The organism is Enterobacter cloacae complex sp. IR5459 (assembly GCF_049238005.1).
GTDB lineage: Bacteria > Pseudomonadota > Gammaproteobacteria > Enterobacterales > Enterobacteriaceae > Enterobacter > Enterobacter hormaechei_C.
This window is the reverse complement of record NZ_JBMKIG010000001.1, coordinates 673,887-691,578: the sequence shown is the minus strand read 5'-3', so window position 1 is coordinate 691,578 and position 17,692 is coordinate 673,887. Positions and strand designations below refer to the sequence as shown.

The window sequence follows — 17,692 nt, the reverse complement described above, 5'->3', positions numbered from 1 at the left end:
TGTGACCAGTCCCATTCGTCAGAGTCTGTTTGAACGGGAATGCGATATGCCGCTGCTGGAAGCGCGGCATCTTGCCCTCCTGCTTCTCGGCCTCGATGCTTCCCAACCTGCAAACGCCCTGCCGGAAGAACATCAGGAGAATTACCGTATCCTGCACGACGCCATCAGCCGCACCATCAAAGCAACGGGCATGGTCAGCGCCCCGGCGAACAAACGCATGTTCTATGCCGATGAAATGTTCGCACTGGCCTGGCGGCTCATTGATGACGAACTCACGCCGCCAGAAATTAAGGCCCGGAGCCTGAAGGCGGTGATGAAACTGTCGCGTCACAGTCGCGGCCGTAAGTGGCTGAAGACACTCGGCGACGACGCGCTTCCGGATCTCACTGCTTCCACACAACCTTCCCAGCGTGGGATGCATAAACGCGACAAGGCTCGGGAGAATACTGCCAGGCTCTGCTGGTTACTGGTTCAGCTTCTGGTTGAGGAGACTGACGGGCGTTATGGTACGTCTGATAAACCGACTTCGGATCGGATACTTCGTAAGCTGAAGACGCTGGCGCAGGAGCGGGAATTACCGTCTGATGGGCTTGGACGGGGGACGTTTTATGAGGTGATGAAGATGGGGCGGGAGAAGAGAACATAGGTAGGCGCTCCCAGTGTCGGGTGTAGCGAACCGATTAAGCTCTGAAACCTTTGGCGTATAGTCAATATCGTGCCGGAAACACACACGTCTAACAAATAACAAATTTGGCAGACTGTTACGTCATGAAAATTCTTATATACTTTAAAGATTATTTGCTACCTTCTCCCCCATTAAACATTAGAGTGGCATTAGCTATTTTGTAAATGCCACTTTTTTATCAAAATGCTGGAGCTTTTTTCCCAAAATACTGATACCAGTAATCTTTCCAGTTAGAGCGCAAAGAAAATTGTGGATTTCTACCATTTTCATGGAACTCTAGCCAAGGAAGATCCAATATATTATCCTTTCTAAGTTCTCTTGACATATTGTTGGTTGCTATTTTTGGTCTATTTACATCAATAACAATGTGCTCATTTATTATTTTCGTCAACTCCACAGCATGGCTTTTATCAAAACCTCTTGCTTTTCTTAATGCCAATGCCACCATAATTATAGGAATATAAATTGTTCCTGCTATTTTCAATGAACCAATATTTTTTGGAATTGAATTTATTATTTTACTATCAATTGGCTTCTCTACGTTTTTATGTTTACCATTATTAATAGGAAGTTGCAGATGTTCTGTCGATGTCACTAAATTTAATCTTAATTGTTGACAACTTTCAAAATCTAAAATTGAATTTTTAACTGATCTATAATCTGACTTCGGAATCTCAATGTACTTTAACTCATCATTTTCATCTGATTCGATTATTAAGCCTAATGGAGCAGAACTTGAGGACATAAGTTCTACATAACAACCATAATCAAGAGTATAGAGTGTATATTTTTTTCCTATAGCGTTTCGAGCTGAAACTCCTTGTTTTAAAACGTGAATAACCCGCATATCATAAAGATAATCAATCAAAGGATTATTGTTTTCATTACTTATTAAAAAACCACGTGTTTTTCTATGTCCAATGACTTCGTTTATTATTTTATCAAGTAAAACAACTGCTTCAGGTTTGCTATTTAGGGCCGCATGTTTATTTACCTGAAACCATTTCTGCGCAGATTTACGGACATGTACAATTGATATTTTGTTCTCCAGTGCTGACTGTGCCGCAAGTGAAATGATATTTATAGCATCTCGAGGAACCCCTTCTACCGCACGGACATACTCATCGAACGCTGATGGTTGAGTAAACACATCATTAATAAACAAGTTTGCCTCAACATCACATATTGAATTTTTATCTATTGCTTGGGCATGTTTATGAAGCAGATTTTTGAAAAAAGTCTTAGCAGCATCACGATCGTTATCAAAAACCATATACTCATCTAAATTAATAACGGAAGAGGCGTCAGAACCAAGTTCAATTCCTACACGAACACCAGTGTCTTGATCATGTAGTAAAAAATTACATCGATGGGCTATTGCTGCTATTTTTACTGTAATACCAGAGATGGGATATAGAATTCTACGAAGAAGTTCTGCAAGATAAGGTTGAAGATCCATTGGTACCTCAGACCATTCATCAATCAGTACCCATAATTCTTTTTTTGGTAATTTTGAAACTATATTGCTGAGTAGCTTAGTGATTTCTCCGAAGTGAATCCTTAATGTTTTCTTTCCAGATACTTTTTTTCTTTCCGTATTATCTGATGATATTTTATCTAAGCGTGAAAAATTGGCAGATATGTTGGTATTAGTTACCATTAAACCTATCGAAGAATTCATAGAATTATGGCTTACCGAACAATTTTCCTCCTCCGTGGTACCTTCTATATTTAATGAGGTTGCCTTATCAATAAAATCATTAAGTAATTGCGCTATTTCAGTCGTATTTTCAAGATCCTTTTCAAAAATATAGTCTAGAATTATTTCATGTATATTACATAACGTGTCAGAAAGTAATCTGGTGGCCCTTTCACTTAATGAAATATTGGGGTCAGAAAAAATCCCTCCAGTAGATCCTATCAACCTCATGTCTATAGGAACACAAATGATCCCACTTTGTTGAATATTGTTGGAAAGAACAGCCAAGAAGTGCGTTTTCCCCGTACCTCTTCTACCGAACATTATCTGATTGTCATTACTGGACAATAGGGTATATGTGGGGCCAACGTCAACAAAGGATCTGATCAGATGGTCTGGCTGAAGTTTCTCTGCCCTCTTAGCAAGCCTCATCATTATTGAATTTATATTTCGCATAATCATCCATTCGAGTTCATCATTAGAATAAATTACGAAGAAGAGAAATTAGCTATTCCCTAATAAAATGGTACCTCAATACTATAAATTATCAAAGAAATTATTATGGAGCATCCGCGTTATTACAAGAAGTTCCTAAAAAGCAAACAGGTATGTAAGATTGTTTCAAGATCATCATAATTTCCTTTTCATTTGATTAATAAACATCGCCTTAAAAGACCCTAAGGATTGGTAATGTCGGTTTTTTCGCTCATAGCTGAGGGTGAGATTGCGATAGCTAATGCGAAGTGTTTATAGTCGTCCGTTGCCATTCATTAACCTCATCATGTAGGGTCTTGATTAAGCATTAGAAGATAAAAATCATTTACTTTCAATTAATTAACTAAAAGACATCAGTTTTACCAGTAAATAAGTTCTTCCAGGACTCATTACTTTCTATCCGGACTACGATTTTTCACCCGGACCTATACCTCCCCTTCCCGTTCCGCGCTATAACCGCTCCGACACTCTGTTCCCGTGAGGTGCAATCATGAAAACCCGTGTTGACAGTAACGATGCTTTTCCCGAAAGCGGTAACGTGCGTATGCGGCAGGTGGTCCAGTTTCTGGCGATGAGCGAATCTTCGGTTTACCGCCTGATTAAAGACACCGACTTTCCCCGCCCCGTCCACCTCTCTTCCCGACTGGTGGTCTTCGATGCCGCTGAAATCCGCCAGTGGCAACAGCGCCGCACCGCCATCCGTTAATCCACGCTCAGGGATGAGCCGACTGATACCCCATCATGAAACGCGCCCCTTTTCTCTGTAAGCAGTCTCCGGACCGCACGCTCGAAGTGGTGATCCTTGCCGGAAGCCTGGCATGGGAGACCTCACGCGACTGGCGAAAAGATCCTGACCGGGAAGATGATATTCCTCCGGTGGTACTCGGCCCGGATGAACTGGCCGATCTGGACAACCTGACCATAATCAGACCTGACGCGCTCTACGTCCGGGTACTTCGCACAGGCGATATCCGCGAGGAGGAGTTGCTGAAAATCGCCGTAAAACTGGCGCACACGAACGTACAGATGGCCCGGCTGATGAGCCCTGACGGTGAGTTGCTGGAGAACTGGACCGGGCAGCTTGAACGCCTGCGACAGGAAAGGCCCTCTGACATCCTGCCGGAGTACTTCCGCCTCGATGAAGAGGCACTGTGGTTTGACAAGCTCACCGAACGCCGGGACGGTGAAAGCGATGTCCAGCCCCAGCGCATCTGTTCCCCTCTGCGCGTCACCGCTATCACCTGCGACAGCCATGACGGCAGCTATGGCCGCCTGCTGGAATGGCACACGACCACCGGGCAGTTGCGGCGCTGGGCCATGCCGATGGCAATGCTCAGCGGAAACGGCGAGGAGCTGCGGCGCATCCTGCTGGAGAACGGCCTGACTTACATCTCCACCCGCCCCGCCCTGCGCAGCCTGCTGTGCGAATACATCTCACGGTCACTCCCCGGACGCCGGGTCACCTGCGTGGAGAAAACCGGCTGGCACAACGGCGTTTACGTACTGCCGGATGAGGTTATCGGTCCCGGTGGCGACAATGTCATCCTTCAGGGCAGCCACTACCTGACCGGCGGCTTTGCGCAGGCCGGTACGCTGGCAGAGTGGCAGGAGCAGGTCGCCGCACTCTGTGCAGGCAATTCACGGCTGGTCTTTGCCGTCTGCTGTGCGCTGGCCGCCCCGTTGCTGCGCCTGACCGGAACGGGCGGTGGCGGTTTTCACCTGCGCGGTGAGTCCACCGATGGCAAGACCACGGTGATGAAGGTGGCCGCCTCCGTCTGCGGTGGCACGGACTACTGGCACTCCTGGCGGGCCACCGGGAATGCGCTGGAGGGAATTGCCAGCCGCCACAACGATGCCCTGCTGCCGCTCGATGAACTACACGAAGTGGACCCGCGTGAAGCCGGGATGATTGCCTATATGCTGGCGAACGGCCAGGGCAAGGGGCGCGCCCGCACCGACGGCGAGGTACGTAATCGCAGGCACTGGACGCTGCTGCTGTTCTCCACCGGGGAGCTGTCGCTGGCAGAACACACCGAACGCGCCGGGGAGCGCCTCTACGCCGGAATGGACGTGCGCATGGTACAAATCCCCAGCGACACCGGGCAGCATGGCGCGTTTGAGCAGCTACACGGCTTTGCCAGTGGCCAGCAGTTCGCCGATGCTCTCTGCGACCGGGTGGCCCGCTTCCACGGCACCGCCTTTCGTGCCTGGCTGGCCTTCCTCACCCACGACCTGGACGCCAGCACCACGCAGGCAAGAGAGTTACTTCGCGGCTACCAGACCGCCCTGATGCCGGACAACGCCGGAAACCAGGTGCAGCGCATCGTGGCCCGCTTTGCGCTGCTGGCGGTGGCCGGAGAGATAGCGACGCTGCAGGGCATCACGGGCTGGCAGGAAGGCACGGCGTATGAGGCGGTGCAGATCTGCCTGCACGCCTGGCTGAACGAACGCGGCCATATTGCTAACCAGGAGGATGAAGGTGTGCTGGCGCAGATCAAGCGGTTCATTACCGCGCACCAGTACAGCCGTTTTGCCTCGTGGGACGGCCCGGACCGCCCGCTGAATATGGTGGGCTTTCGCCGGGTGGAAAAAGATCCGCTGACGGGTGAAGAGCACACACTGTTTCACATCCTGCCGGAGGGCTGGCGGGAAATGTGCCGGGGATTCAGTCCCGCCAGAGCGGCCAGATTATGCCAGGAAGCAGAGTGCCTGCTGCCCGGCAGTGACGGGAAATACCAGTCGCAGGTTCGCCTGCCGGAGATCGGCAAAGCCAGGGTCTACCGACTCACCTCCCGCATCCTCAGTGTCTGAGTACAGTCTCGCGTGCTTTAAAAAAAGGTGGTACAGGGTGGGACAAGTGGTACACGCAGAGCTGGCGCGGGTTACAGCGTCCCACTTTAGATAATCTAGTTTAAAAAAAGTGGTACAGGGTGGGACAGCCGGTGCTGATTCTGTCCCACTTTTCAGACTAGCATTTTTCAGGTGGTACAGCGCAAAGCCACGGCTGGCGCGGTTGTACCACTTGTCCCACCTGTACCACCTCAAAAACAGAAGAACTGAAAATGGCGAAAAGGGACTGAAACGGCAAAGGCTGAAAGGAAGGGAGAATAAGGGGAACGGGCCTGCCCTTAAAGGGCAAAAGCCATGAGAGATACAGACTGATAGTGATCGTTAGTTCTATTGCTCAGTATTATTGTCACCGTCAACATTATGGTCGATCTGACGCGCCACACTTGCCAGAACGCGTTTCAGTACCCGCCCTCGCTGTACAGGGGCCATGTATTTGAATAGGTTATTGAGTAGCTCAAGATCCTTTTCAATTTCTGACATCCCGTCCTTTGGACAGGCAAACTCTTCATCATCACCTAAAAACCATCCCGCTTTGATGCCCATACCAGCAGCTATCTTCCGAAGTTGCATGATTCCGGGAACGGATTCTCCCTTCAGATAGCTTCGAATGGTTGAATTGGGAATACCGGTTTTATCTACCAGAGAACTGACTGTGTCTTCAGATAACGACATCGCTTCGGCAAGGCGAGTGCCAAACTGAAAATTGTTATCTTGATCAAAAAATTGATTATCTTTTTTAGACATTAGACGCCACTAATCAGTAATCAATTGATTTTGTTGAATTCAATAAAAATAAATTCACAATATATTGTGAAAAACAGATCTTTAAATTCACAAAATCATGTGATAACTTATCTGTACAAATTGCAGACTATCACCCTCTGCAAACCCAACTGCTGAGCATCGCATACTCAGGGCTGAATTGCCACGCATCCGCTCGTCCTGAAAACCGCTCAGTTCACAAAAACACGCCACAAGCGGGGATAACAAACAAAGCAGTATGAATCACAGCTGTTTATCGCCATTACCGGAGCCCCAGACGCTTACGCCTGTCATGTCTTAACTTCTGTCCGATAAGTCTGTGCGCTCCGGGCCTTTTACCCGGAGGACTCCTTATGTGGACAGTCAGCCTCGCTGAGGCGTTTATTCATGTATTCCAGACCGCAGGCAAAATCTTCCTCGACATGATGACCGGGCTTATCCCGATGCTTATCTGCCTACTGCTGGCCATCAACTTCCTGATGAAACTGGTCGGCACCGTCAGAATGGAGAAGGTCGCTGCCCTGCTTGGCCGCTCGCGTATCCTCACCTACGGCGTGCTGCCGGTGCTCGGCTGGTTCTTTATGAGCAGCCCGGGCGCGCTCACTTTAGGCAAGCTCCTGCCCGAAAAGAGCAAGCCTGGTTATGAAGATGCACTCGGCACCACTGCCCACCCCCTCACCAGCCTGTTTCCCCACGTGGTGCCGTCGGAGCTGTTCGTCTGGCTCGGCGTGGCAGCCGGGGTAAAGGCGCTCGGCCTGCCCGTCACCTCGCTGGCGCTGCGCTATATCGCTGCCGCCATGCTGATTGGTTTAATCCGCGGGATTATCACCGAGTACCTGTTCCTGCGGCTCAGCAGGCGGGGGAATACGCCATGATGACTTACTGCGCACGCATTACTGCCATCGGGCTGTTTGTCGCCGACGGCCTCACCGATAAAATGCTCATCACCTTCGACAGCAACGGGCCGAAGGACTGCCTCGATTACTCGCTGTCGCTGGAGCCATCGTTCCGGGAAGAGAGCCTGATGATACTCCCCGGCGACCGCCTGATGCTGGCAGGGCACGATTATCTGATTACTGCCGTCGGCAAGGGGGCACAGCAGGCTCTGTTTGAACTCGGCCACCTGACGCTGGTGTTCAACGGCGACCTGAATCCCTGCCACGTCGGTGCGGTCCATCTCTCCGGCCCGGTGCCGAAACTCCATGACCTGCACGGTAACCTGGTGATTGAGGAGGGACGGCCATGAACACGGTGCTTATTCCGCCCGGCCCCGGCGGCTACGGTAAAGGGCTGTGGCTGCCCGTTGGCAGCGGCAAAAAGGTGCTGTCGCTGACCGGGCGCGAAATCCATCCGGTGGCGATAGAAATCGGCGCGCTCACCGAATCGGAAATCGTTAACGGCTTCTCTGACATTCCGCCGGATAACGACATCCTGTGCGTGGTGATTAACTGCGCCGGGTCGCTGAGATGCGGCCTGTATCCGCAGAAGGGCATTCCGACCATCAACGTGCTCCCCACCTGGCGCGCCGGGCCGCTGGCGCAGTTTATTACCGAGGATAACTACGTCTCCGGCGTCACCATGGAGCAGCTGGTTCTGGTGGATAGCGCTGAAGCGCCGGACTGCGGGCCTGAGCCACTTCCTGCTCCGGAACCAGTCATTACCACCACACCGCCACCTCCGCGTGGCGCGGAGAAACTGGTACGCATGGTCGAGCAGACCGGCACCGCCGTCGGCCACATTATCGCCCTGCTGTTCGCCGCCAGCCGCGAGGCGGTGGACGTGTCGCTGCGCAACGTTATCCCGTTTATGGCTTTTGTCTCGCTGCTGATAGCCCTGGTGCAGGAAACCGCGCTCGGCAGCCTGATTGCCCACGCCCTGACGCCGCTGGCGAACTCGCTGTGGGGACTGGTGCTGCTGTCGCTCATCTGTGGCATTCCGTTCCTCTCCCCGGTGCTCGGGCCGGGCGCGGCCATCTCGCAGGTGATTGGCGTGATGATAGGCACACAGATTGGCGCAGGGGCGATATCTCCGGCCTTCGCCCTGCCCGCCCTGTTTGCCATCAACGTGCAGGTCGGCTGCGACTTTGTGCCGGTAGGCCTTTCCATGCAGGAGGCAAAACCGGAGACCATCGCGAAGGGCGTCCCTGCCTTTCTGCTGTCGAGACAACTGACCGGACCGCTGGCGGTCATCATCGGCTGGCTGTTTTCCCTGGGTTTATTCTGAGGACATAACGATGAACAAAATCAGAGCCGCCGTGGTCGGCGCGGGCATCTACGGCAAACACCATATGAATGCGTACCGCCATAACCCGGACACCGTGCTGGTCGCCATCTGCGACACCGACACAGAGCGCTGTGACGACCTTGCCATGGCCTGTGGCGTGATGGGCTATACCCGGCTGGATGTCCTGCTGCAGGAGGAAGCCATCGACGTGGTTTCGGTGGCGACACCTGACCCGTACCACACCGAATCCATCCTCACCGCCCTGCGCCACGGCAAACATGTGCTGGCGGAAAAACCGCTCGCCACCTCGGTACGCGAATGTGAGCTTATCGTGGAGATGGCGCAGCAGCGGGGCCTGCTGGTCGGCGTCGATTTCCACAAGCGCTGGGACCCGGCGGTGATGCGCATCAAAGCTGAACTGGAGAAGCCGGAAGCCGGGCGCATCCTGCGCGGCCATATCAGCATGGATGACGTTATCAGCGTGCCGACGGAGTGGCTGGACTGGGCGGGCGCAAGCTCCCCGGTGTGGTTTCTCGGCTCACACTGCTTTGACCTGGTGCGGCACCTTTCCGGACAGGAGGTGGTGTCGGTGTATGCCGTCGGGCAGAAACGGCTGATGACCGAATGCGGCCTCGATACTTTTGACAGCGTGCAGAGCCTGCTGACGATGGCCGACGGCAGTTTGTGGATGGTGGAAAACTCGTGGGTGCTGCCGGAAGGCTTTCCGAAGGACAACGACGGGCGTATCGATATTCTCTGCGAGGCAACGTATATCCGCAGCACTTCACAGCATCGCGGGCTGGAAATCACCACGCCGGCCATGACGCTCACGCCCAACAGCTATTTCATCAACTACCGCAACGGCGTTGCCAGCGGTTTCGGTATCGACCCCATCAATGATTTTGTGGGGGCGGTCAGGAACAGGTCACCGTATCCGGTCACCGCAGTGGACGGCCTGGCGGTCAGCCGGATTTGCGAAGCAGTGCATCGCAGTCTGGAAAGCGGGAAACCTGAACGCACGATAATGCCATAACTTCAAGGGCTGTACCTTTCTGCTATGTCAGATTAGTAAAGCCCTTAGCCCTGCAAACCAGATAAAGCGCAGGAATCATTAGAAAATATGGTCAGATTTTAGCCAGGAGCAGAAGTTGGAAATAGTTTTCACTACTAAGGAGAGCGAATTAATCCAATGTAGCGGTAGTTAAAATGGTACATTTTTGAGCAACCAGCTTGTACTACCAGTTGCTCGCTGATAAGGCAGAAATATTCTAATTTGACAGTGGTGCATAAGAAAAACAAAGGGAAACCAATATTTATAGCCTCCGGACACTCAAATTTTTAATATCTATCAACCTTTTTTAAGACTAATCTCGAGTCACTTTTTTCTACTACTTTATAACGACGAAGCTTCGTTAAAGCGCCTACACCACCTGCTGCAATAGCAATATAGATTGCTGCACTTGTTGCCGAACTGCCGAGGATAGCCGCTGCTCCCCCAGCAGATAATGCAGCAGTAGTACCGGTAGCTGGAGCACTGGTTCCTCCGGTAGCTAAAGTTGCCATGGCGGCAACTACCGCAATACCGATGGCTGCAAATGCTATAGCCCATGCAACTTTTCCTGTCGCATGAATTTTCACCGTAGTTTTAGCTAAACTACCTTCAATTGTAATCGTATCTCGATCTTCCTTAATAGCTTTACCCAGCTCTTTAGGTGTTGTTATCACATTATCTTTGGCGCTATTAGTGCTCATTATCCCTCCTTGCGATACTCAGTTTAACTTGCAGCCCTTCCCTAACAGTAGGCCGGCTGTATTTCTTAGCCAATTTTGAACGATGTACGTCCGCATACTATTTGGCTTCCAGTATGACTGCGGCTTCGTTCTCAATTGTTGAACGATCACAGCCAAGATATTGTGGCATGAATTCATAATGCCTGGCAGTAGTGACAATCATTTTATTCACCTACTAAGTTGAAAATTGTCACACGCTTGAGCCTATCATCATGTAAATCGATAACATCTTCTTGTATACCTCCCTCTAACATTTGAGTGACATAGTATGGTGGTGCATCCTTTATAAAATATTCAAGTGAAGGAGCGTCTTGCTCAATTAGGAGACCAACGCCACTTAACCATTCCAGAGCTCTTTCAGGAAGATCCCCTTGCGAGAAGCCTTTGCAGCAGAACAAACAATGCATCGGCCTTAAATCATCAATAACATCAGTTAAATGGTTTGCTCTATTTTGCTGGAGATGTTTTACTTTAAGAGGATTAAGAATTGCTGCCCCATAATGAAGGATACTACGTTTGTAGGTTTTACACTCCCAATTAACTTTATAACTCCCCGATTTCCAGTTTGTATACATGCAATACAAGGGAATAAGGTCATATTTCTTGGCATCCGCAATGAGAAGATCAACTTGATGCCCATTTTTATTTGTGTGATGAAGGTGTTCATATTTCTCAGAATTTAAGTTGAGAACTTTTGCTTGAATACGCATGCCTAACCATTTACCACTTCGACCTGTAAACCACCACTCCCAGTCGGAGCCATTCACTGATTCTTTGTGGCGGGTAAACGTATTAATAATAATTTTTCCCCTACCCCATTTTTTTATATTAAGCACAAGAAAGTCAGTTATTGACTCCTCTCCAATTTGATAGCTTAGTTTTTTTGCCTCTCTTAATGTACTCCAAATCCAGCCAGAATTTTTTATCGCAATTTCACCTAAGTCCATTTGTAGTATTCTCTTAGTTATGTTTATAAATAGATAAGTTGAAAGGTTTTTTGCTGAAAGCATGATTCGAATGAAGAGAATAGTATTTATACGTCAAAAACAAAAGAAGGAAAAGGGGTTTGCCCTAAGATATTTGCCGTGAGACTGATATGCACTTTATAAATTGACATAACGTGAGGCTTGCTACGTCCACTTCTCGTACTCAGCCGACATTTGAAATTTTCCCAGTCTTAGGCATCTGGACCTGGTTTTAGCATGGATTTAAGTAGCTAAAGAGTGATGTTCATCTCAGGATTTGGCTATTGGATGCATTTTCCGTGATACTTCTACACTCTGGCCGAGTAAACGACCGGAGTGTAGATTTCCCCCCTGTCAAAATGCTCTTTTCAGCATGGCAAGGACCACCCATCGTGTCGCATCATCTGCAATATTTTCAGGCAGAGCATCAGCCCGCAGATTGATATAAGTGTCAACAGCCATCCTGATGGCAATGCTGCCGGAGTCACGATCGTGCGTTGCCAGCGTGGAAGTCAGCAGGACATCAGGATCAATGCTGTGGGATTCAATATTCCGACATCTGGCACACAGTCGCGCCAGATGCCACTCTGTTCTTCTAACCTCAGTGATGCTGCAACAACACCTGCGAAATCGTCCTCGCTTCACCTGCCGGATCCGCCGCATGCGTGATCGCTGATCCTACAATCACCACATCCGGACCTAACAGCGCATAGTCCTTTACCGTCAAACTGCTGATGCCGCCTGCCACGGCAATCCGGGCTTTCCGGCGCGCCTTAAGCATCGTTATTAAATCATCTATCGGCTTGCGCCCCGCCGCCTGCTGGTCGGTGCCCGTGTGTACCGCCAGCATATCCGCGCCCGCCTCCTCCAGCAGGCGAACCCGCGCGGGGAGATCGTCGACGCAGATCATATCCACCACCACCTGCTTTCCGGCCTCTTTTGCCGCGCAGATGCAGGACTGAATCGTCAGCACGTCAGTCACGCCTAACACCGTGACATAGTCTGCCCCGGCGTCGAAAAGCAGCTGCGACTCAAAATGACCGCCATCCATAATTTTCGCATCCGCCAGTACTTCCTTATGCGGATATTTTTCTTTAATGGCTTTAATCGCGTTCACGCCTTCCCGAATTAGAAAAGGCGTGCCCACTTCAATAATATCAACGTCGTCAACCACCTTATCAATAAATACCAGCGCTTCAGGCAGGGTTAACTCGTCCAGGGCAAGCTGTAATTTCATGTTGGTTTCCTTGTGTCGAATGACTATTCGAGGTTGGCGTGTAGCGCAAAACCTTTGGTTAAACGATATCCCGTCGACTGCGCCAGATTCACTATCATGGCGTCGCCCAGCACCATGACCGCCTCTTCAAACAGGCTGCCGCCGGGCAGAATGCCTTTCACATTCTCGGGCCCATCCGGCAGTTTGTCGGAATAGGCCGGGATCCTGACCACCACATCAGCCAGTTTCCCCAACGTGGACTCGGGGAAAATGGTTAGCAGGGCCACTGTGCCGCCCAGCTTCTTCGCTTTCATTGCCACATTCACCAGCGAAGTCGTTTCGCCCGATGCGCTGGCCAGCAGCAGCAGGTCGCCTTTTTGCAGCGCAGGCGTGACCACATCACCAACAACATGCACCTTCAGGCCGATATGCATCAGGCGCATCGCAAAAGCTTTCAGCATTAACAGCGAACGCCCTGCACCAAAAACAAATATCGCGTTCGCTTCAGCGATGGTCTGCTCCAGACGCACCAGCGCAGCGCCATCAATCCGCGCCATCGCCTGATGCAGGTCAGTACAGGCAACGCCTGCAACAGATTGCGTTTCCATCATGCGTCCTCCTGACAGAGCGGGAATAAATCATCCTCATACTGGAGCATCCCCATGATTTCCCGGACATAGTTATCGACATGTCCCAGAAAGTGAAAACGTTCCGGCGCGGCGCGATAGCGCTGGTAAAGCGGCGTATCAAAGGTGATGCCAAGATGCGGGTTCTCTTTGACGGTGGCGAATTTGATGTGCGGAATATGCGGATAGTAGTGATTCCTGCGCACGCAGAGCTGCCCGTTCTCTTCAACGATGTAGCAGGCCATACCGTGGTAAAACTGCACCGTGTCGTAGTGAACCGCACAGGGTTTATACGCCAGGTTGCTGAACACCAGCGGCCCGACGCCGATATTGATGGAGCAATGGCCGTAATTCGGCGGCACGATAATGCTCTGCCCCTCCTTCACGACGGCCACGATAAGATGGTCCACCAGCAGATCTTTTGGTGAGACGGCAAAATCCGGCGACTTTTGCAGGATATACGCCGCTGTCCCCTTAATCACTTCGTACACTTCCGGATGGGTGTTGCGCCGCGTGTCGTTATAGCCGTGATAGTGACCGCTGGTTTTCTTGCGCTCCTTGCCAATCGTCCCCGGCATGATGATGGTGATGTCATACTGGTACTGGTCAGCGGTGAGCCGCTCCTGATCCTCCGCAAAGCTGAGCCCGCGGTAAACATCGTAAGCCGGTTCATCCCGCTGCGCCTCGGTGAACTCCGGTAAGACCACCGCCATCTGCCCGGCGCTTTTGCGGCCAAAGCCGAGATAGTTCAGCGGCGGTTTCAGCGCCATTACGCCATCATCATCGAGATACAGCGGCAGCCCGCTGTGGTGTAGCTGTTTCATTTTGCCTCCTGTGTATACGCGTTAGCTGCGCGGATCGCCTCTTTCAGCCGATCGGATTTCATGCCAAAGACGCTTTGAATGTTGTTCCCGACCTCAACGACGCCCGCCGCGCCAAGCTGTTTCAGCAGCGCTTTGTCCACCAGCGACTTATCCGTCACGTCAATGCGCAGACGCGACATGCAGGCTTCGATGCTGGTCATATTCCCCAGCCCGCCATAGGCCAGAATGATGCCGCTCACCAGGTCGTTTTGTTCGCTTTCCTGCGCCACCGCGTTTTCTTCAACCTCACGCCCCGGCGTCAGCAAATTCCAGCTACGAATAGCAAAGGTAAATAGGGCGTAGTACAGCGCCCCCATCACCAGCCCGACCGGGAACACCATATACCAGTGAGGCGCGCGCGGCAGGACGCCAAAGAACAGATAGTCAATAAGCCCGCCAGAGAAAGAGAGCCCGATATGCACGCTGAACCACTCCATCAGCAGGAACACCAGTCCCGCCAAGACGGCGTGAATGCCATACAGCACGGGCGCAACAAACAGGAAGGAGAACTCAATCGGCTCGGTGATGCCGCAGACAATGGAGGTGATCGCGCCAGAGAGCATAATGCCCTTCACCCGCGCTCTGTTTTCCGGGCTGGCACAGCGGTAGATCGCCAGCGCAATCGCCGGAATACAGAACATTTTGATGGGCGTCAGCCCGGCCATAAAGGTTCCGGCGGTAATCGGCACCTGGTCTTTCAACTGGGCAAAGAAGATAAGCTGGTCGCCATGCACCACCTGCCCGGCCTTATTCACGTACTCGCCAAACTGCAGCCAGAAGGTCGGCCACCAGACATGGTTAAGACCAAACGGGATCAGCAGCCGCTCGACAAAACCAAACAGGAAGGCGGACACGCCCGGCCCCTGCACCATCATGGTATTCGACAGGCCATTAATCAGATGCTGAACAGGCGGCCAGACCACCGCCATCACCAGCCCGACGAACAGCGCGGCGAAGGAGGTTATAATCGGCACAAAACGCTTGCCGGAAAAGAACTCCAGCCACGAAGGAAGCTGGATGCGGTAATAGCGTTTATACAGCCAGGCGGCGATAATCCCAATGATGATGCCGCCAAACACGCCAGTCTGGAGCGAAGGGATGCCCAGCACCATCGTGTAGTCACGCACCTGCGCCACCGACTCGGGCGTGATCCCCAGAAACTGGCCGATGGTGACGTTCATAATCAGAAACCCGGCGATCGCCGACAGCCCGGCAATGCCCTGATCATCACTAAGTCCCACCGCCACGCCGACCGCAAACAGCAGCGGCAGGTTAGCGAAAATCGCACTGCCCGCTTCCGCCATCAGCTTCAGCACGTGAACCAGCCAGTCAGCGCCGAGAAACGGCAGGCTGGCGACAATATTGGGATCCTGAAAGCTGACGCCGAAGGCCAGCAAAATACCGGCGGCAGGCAGCATGGCAATGGGGATCATTAACGATCGCCCGATGCTTTGTAACATTTGCAGAAGGTTGAATCTTTTCATCTCGATCTCCTGAGCGCGTCTTTATGACAGGGATTCGCACAACAGCAGGTTCTGCTCCGAACACCTTCAGTATCCAAACCTGAGGTGATTAAAAAAACAGCAACCAAAGACGAAAGTTATTTCCGGTTTTCGCCTAAAACCGGAAAATTTATGAGGGAAATCACGCCGAAAACCGTGAGAAAGGGATAAAAGAGGAAATCGCATTCGGCGGGAGGCCATCACATGAACATCTTCGAGGCGCATTTTCGCAGGCTGCACGCCCGCTATGGCGCAGGCCAGACGCACGAATTACAGATGAAGGAGATCGCCGCCATCTTCGGCTGTTCGGTGCGTAACTGCCGTATTGCGCTGAAAAAGATGCATCAGGAAAAATGGCTCGACTGGCAGCCCCAGCGCGGACGCGGCAAGCGCTCACGGCTGCACCTGTTAACCTCGCCGGAAAAGTTGTTCAGCCAGAACGTCAATAAGCTGCTGGAGAAACAGGATTACGGCAACGTGCTACGGTTTATCGGCAACGACAAGTATCTGCTGGATCGTCTGAGCCTGTGGCGCTTCGGTGTGCAGGATAAAAGCAGCGAAACGCGGGTGCGCATCCCCTACTACCGCAATCTGGATCCTCTCAATCCACTCGTTCCCCTGCGACGAACCGAACGTCATCTCCTGCGCCAGTGTCTGAGCGGGCTGACGCGCTATGACGCCGTTCAGGGCAGGATCGTCCCCGATATTGCCCACTACTGGACCCACAACGAGGACTTTACCCACTGGGAGTTCTGGCTGAAATCTACCGCACGCTTTGCGGATGGCAGCGAGCTGAATGCCAGCGCCGTTGAGCGTTGCCTGCTCGCCGCCAGCCAGAGCCCGCAGTTCGCGCCGCTTTTCAGCCCAATCAAGACCATCACCGCTGACGCCCCCTGGCATCTGGTGATTGAAACGTATCATCCGGTGAAGAGGCTTGACTGCCTGCTCGCTACCCAGCCAACGATGCTGTTTGATTACCAGCACGGACACATCCGCTGTACCGGCGCTTTCCACCTGCAGGAGCACAGCGACAACTTTATGGTCCTGCGGCGCAATCAACACTGGCACCAGGCGCGGCCCGGACTGGATGAGATCACCATTTTCACCTGGGCTCCGGAGCATATCAGCATGAGCTTTATTCCCCTGCTGCGGGGTGAGGAGGCGCAGGATGATCGCCCGCTCAACGAGCGTAGTCTGGAGCAGGGATGCTGCTTTGTGCTGCTCGACGGTGACGGAGCCTTTGCGGATGAGGCCGGAAGGCGGTTTATCAATTACCTGCTGCAGCCTGTCGAACTCCTCAGCCAAACACAGCTTCCCGACGAATACGCACGCATCCTCTCCATTGCTCAGGGTATGCTGCCGCAGTGGAACCACCGCCCGGTGGATTTCGGCGGGATCACCGCGCCGTTTAACCTGCGTCAGCCGGTGATCATCAGCACCTTTCAGCAGCCGGAACTGGTGGAGCTTGCCGGAGCGATTCGCATCCTGCTTGAACGCTGGCATATTCGCGCCGAGATACGAATCGACGCATTTGACAACTTCAACAGCCAGCCGCGCCCTCCTGCGGATATCTGGCTCAGCAACTTTATGCTCGATACCCTTTCGGTTCCGGCATTTCTGGAATGGCTGGCGTCCACCGCGCTGTTTACGCGCTTGCCTGAAGCCCAGCGACGAAACCTGAACGCCCTGCTACCGACCATTCTGAACAGTGACGATGAAAAGGCGTTCGCCACCATCGCCGCCTTTTTCCATGAGATGACCCACCAGCGATATGTCATTCCTTTGCTGCATCACTGGATGGAATTTGCGACCGAGAAGTCATTTACCTGGCGGGATTTAAATACGCTGGGATGGCCGGATTTTAGCCAACTTTGGCTCGAATAATGCTATGCCCGCAAAAGCTCGCTAAAGGGCCTTTAAAGGCCTTTAAGGGTAAGGGAGAGAAGTGCGGGATTTGGAGTGGGGGAACGTTTGGTCATATGCATTGGCAATTCCATCAAATCCGTCCGCAGCAC

At 52.1% G+C, this 17,692-nt stretch carries 16 protein-coding genes and 1 pseudogene; 8 read left to right on the top strand and 9 right to left on the bottom strand.

Going from position 1 to position 17,692, the window contains the following annotated elements:
- Position 1: 1 nt before the first annotated feature.
- On the top strand, positions 2-646 hold the full coding sequence (locus ACOTX4_RS03275) for a hypothetical protein (protein ID WP_045354499.1): 645 nt from the start codon (positions 2-4) through the stop codon (positions 644-646).
- A 217-nt stretch (positions 647-863) separates the two neighbouring features.
- Here the strand turns inward: ACOTX4_RS03275 and ACOTX4_RS03270 are convergent, their stop codons facing one another.
- Positions 864-2,840 carry a hypothetical protein gene (locus ACOTX4_RS03270; protein ID WP_063938321.1) on the bottom strand — a complete coding sequence of 659 codons (1,977 nt, stop codon included), beginning with the start codon at positions 2,838-2,840 and terminating at the stop codon, positions 864-866.
- A gap of 529 nt (positions 2,841-3,369) precedes the next feature.
- Between ACOTX4_RS03270 and ACOTX4_RS03265 the strand changes: the two genes are divergently transcribed.
- Positions 3,370-3,585: an AlpA family transcriptional regulator gene (locus ACOTX4_RS03265; RefSeq protein ID WP_032453753.1), complete on the top strand. Its 216-nt coding sequence runs from the start codon at positions 3,370-3,372 to the stop codon at positions 3,583-3,585.
- A gap of 35 nt (positions 3,586-3,620) precedes the next feature.
- Positions 3,621-5,690, top strand: coding sequence for a DUF927 domain-containing protein (locus tag ACOTX4_RS03260; protein ID WP_058656529.1), 2,070 nt, complete (start codon positions 3,621-3,623; stop codon positions 5,688-5,690).
- A gap of 366 nt (positions 5,691-6,056) precedes the next feature.
- On the opposite strand, the gene ACOTX4_RS03255 is transcribed toward ACOTX4_RS03260, so the two are convergent.
- The gene (locus ACOTX4_RS03255; RefSeq protein ID WP_045354519.1) at positions 6,057-6,473 is read right to left on the bottom strand and encodes a helix-turn-helix domain-containing protein; all 417 of its coding nucleotides are present in this window, start codon (positions 6,471-6,473) and stop codon (positions 6,057-6,059) included.
- Positions 6,474-6,844: 371 nt separating this feature from the next.
- On the opposite strand from ACOTX4_RS03255, the gene srlA reads away from it, so the two are divergent.
- The 4 genes from srlA to ACOTX4_RS03235 are packed head-to-tail and all read left to right on the top strand — an operon-like array spanning position 6,845 to position 9,747.
- Positions 6,845-7,366 carry a PTS glucitol/sorbitol transporter subunit IIC gene (gene srlA / locus ACOTX4_RS03250; RefSeq protein ID WP_058656528.1) on the top strand — a complete coding sequence of 174 codons (522 nt, stop codon included), beginning with the start codon at positions 6,845-6,847 and terminating at the stop codon, positions 7,364-7,366.
- Positions 7,363-7,737: a PTS glucitol/sorbitol transporter subunit IIA gene (locus ACOTX4_RS03245; RefSeq protein ID WP_058656527.1), complete on the top strand. Its 375-nt coding sequence runs from the start codon at positions 7,363-7,365 to the stop codon at positions 7,735-7,737. The genes srlA and ACOTX4_RS03245 overlap by 4 nt, the downstream gene beginning before the upstream one ends.
- A complete protein-coding gene (srlE, locus tag ACOTX4_RS03240) occupies positions 7,734-8,714 on the top strand; it encodes a PTS glucitol/sorbitol transporter subunit IIB (protein WP_058656526.1) in 981 nt (326 codons plus the stop codon). The genes ACOTX4_RS03245 and srlE overlap by 4 nt, the downstream gene beginning before the upstream one ends.
- A 10-nt stretch (positions 8,715-8,724) precedes the next feature.
- Entirely contained in the window at positions 8,725-9,747 is a 1,023-nt protein-coding gene (locus ACOTX4_RS03235; protein WP_058656525.1) for a Gfo/Idh/MocA family protein, read from the top strand.
- A gap of 305 nt (positions 9,748-10,052) precedes the next feature.
- Here the strand turns inward: ACOTX4_RS03235 and ACOTX4_RS03230 are convergent, their stop codons facing one another.
- From ACOTX4_RS03230 to ptsG, 7 genes and pseudogenes are all read right to left on the bottom strand, one after another.
- Complete coding sequence (locus ACOTX4_RS03230) at positions 10,053-10,466, bottom strand: hypothetical protein (RefSeq protein ID WP_058656524.1); 414 nt, start codon at positions 10,464-10,466, stop codon at positions 10,053-10,055.
- A 203-nt stretch (positions 10,467-10,669) separates the two neighbouring features.
- Complete coding sequence (locus ACOTX4_RS03225) at positions 10,670-11,452, bottom strand: DUF6615 family protein (RefSeq protein ID WP_058656523.1); 783 nt, start codon at positions 11,450-11,452, stop codon at positions 10,670-10,672.
- A gap of 372 nt (positions 11,453-11,824) precedes the next feature.
- Positions 11,825-12,025: pseudogene (locus tag ACOTX4_RS03220) on the bottom strand (nucleotidyltransferase domain-containing protein); the annotation flags it as partial.
- Positions 12,026-12,071: 46 nt separating this feature from the next.
- Positions 12,072-12,707: a 3-hexulose-6-phosphate synthase gene (gene hxlA, locus ACOTX4_RS03215; protein ID WP_058656522.1), complete on the bottom strand. Its 636-nt coding sequence runs from the start codon at positions 12,705-12,707 to the stop codon at positions 12,072-12,074.
- Between the two features lie 23 nt (positions 12,708-12,730).
- The gene (gene hxlB / locus ACOTX4_RS03210) at positions 12,731-13,294 is read right to left on the bottom strand and encodes a 6-phospho-3-hexuloisomerase (RefSeq protein ID WP_058656536.1); all 564 of its coding nucleotides are present in this window, start codon (positions 13,292-13,294) and stop codon (positions 12,731-12,733) included.
- Positions 13,294-14,136, bottom strand: coding sequence for a glucose-6-phosphate isomerase family protein (locus ACOTX4_RS03205; protein WP_058656521.1), 843 nt, complete (start codon positions 14,134-14,136; stop codon positions 13,294-13,296). Before ACOTX4_RS03205 ends, hxlB begins: the two co-directional genes overlap by 1 nt.
- Complete coding sequence (ptsG, locus tag ACOTX4_RS03200) at positions 14,133-15,659, bottom strand: glucose-specific PTS transporter subunit IIBC (RefSeq protein WP_058656520.1); 1,527 nt, start codon at positions 15,657-15,659, stop codon at positions 14,133-14,135. The genes ACOTX4_RS03205 and ptsG overlap by 4 nt, the downstream gene beginning before the upstream one ends.
- 222 nt (positions 15,660-15,881) lie before the next feature.
- Between ptsG and ACOTX4_RS03195 the strand changes: the two genes are divergently transcribed.
- Positions 15,882-17,561 carry an SgrR family transcriptional regulator gene (locus tag ACOTX4_RS03195; RefSeq protein ID WP_058656519.1) on the top strand — a complete coding sequence of 560 codons (1,680 nt, stop codon included), beginning with the start codon at positions 15,882-15,884 and terminating at the stop codon, positions 17,559-17,561.
- The last annotated feature ends 131 nt before the right edge of the window (positions 17,562-17,692 follow it).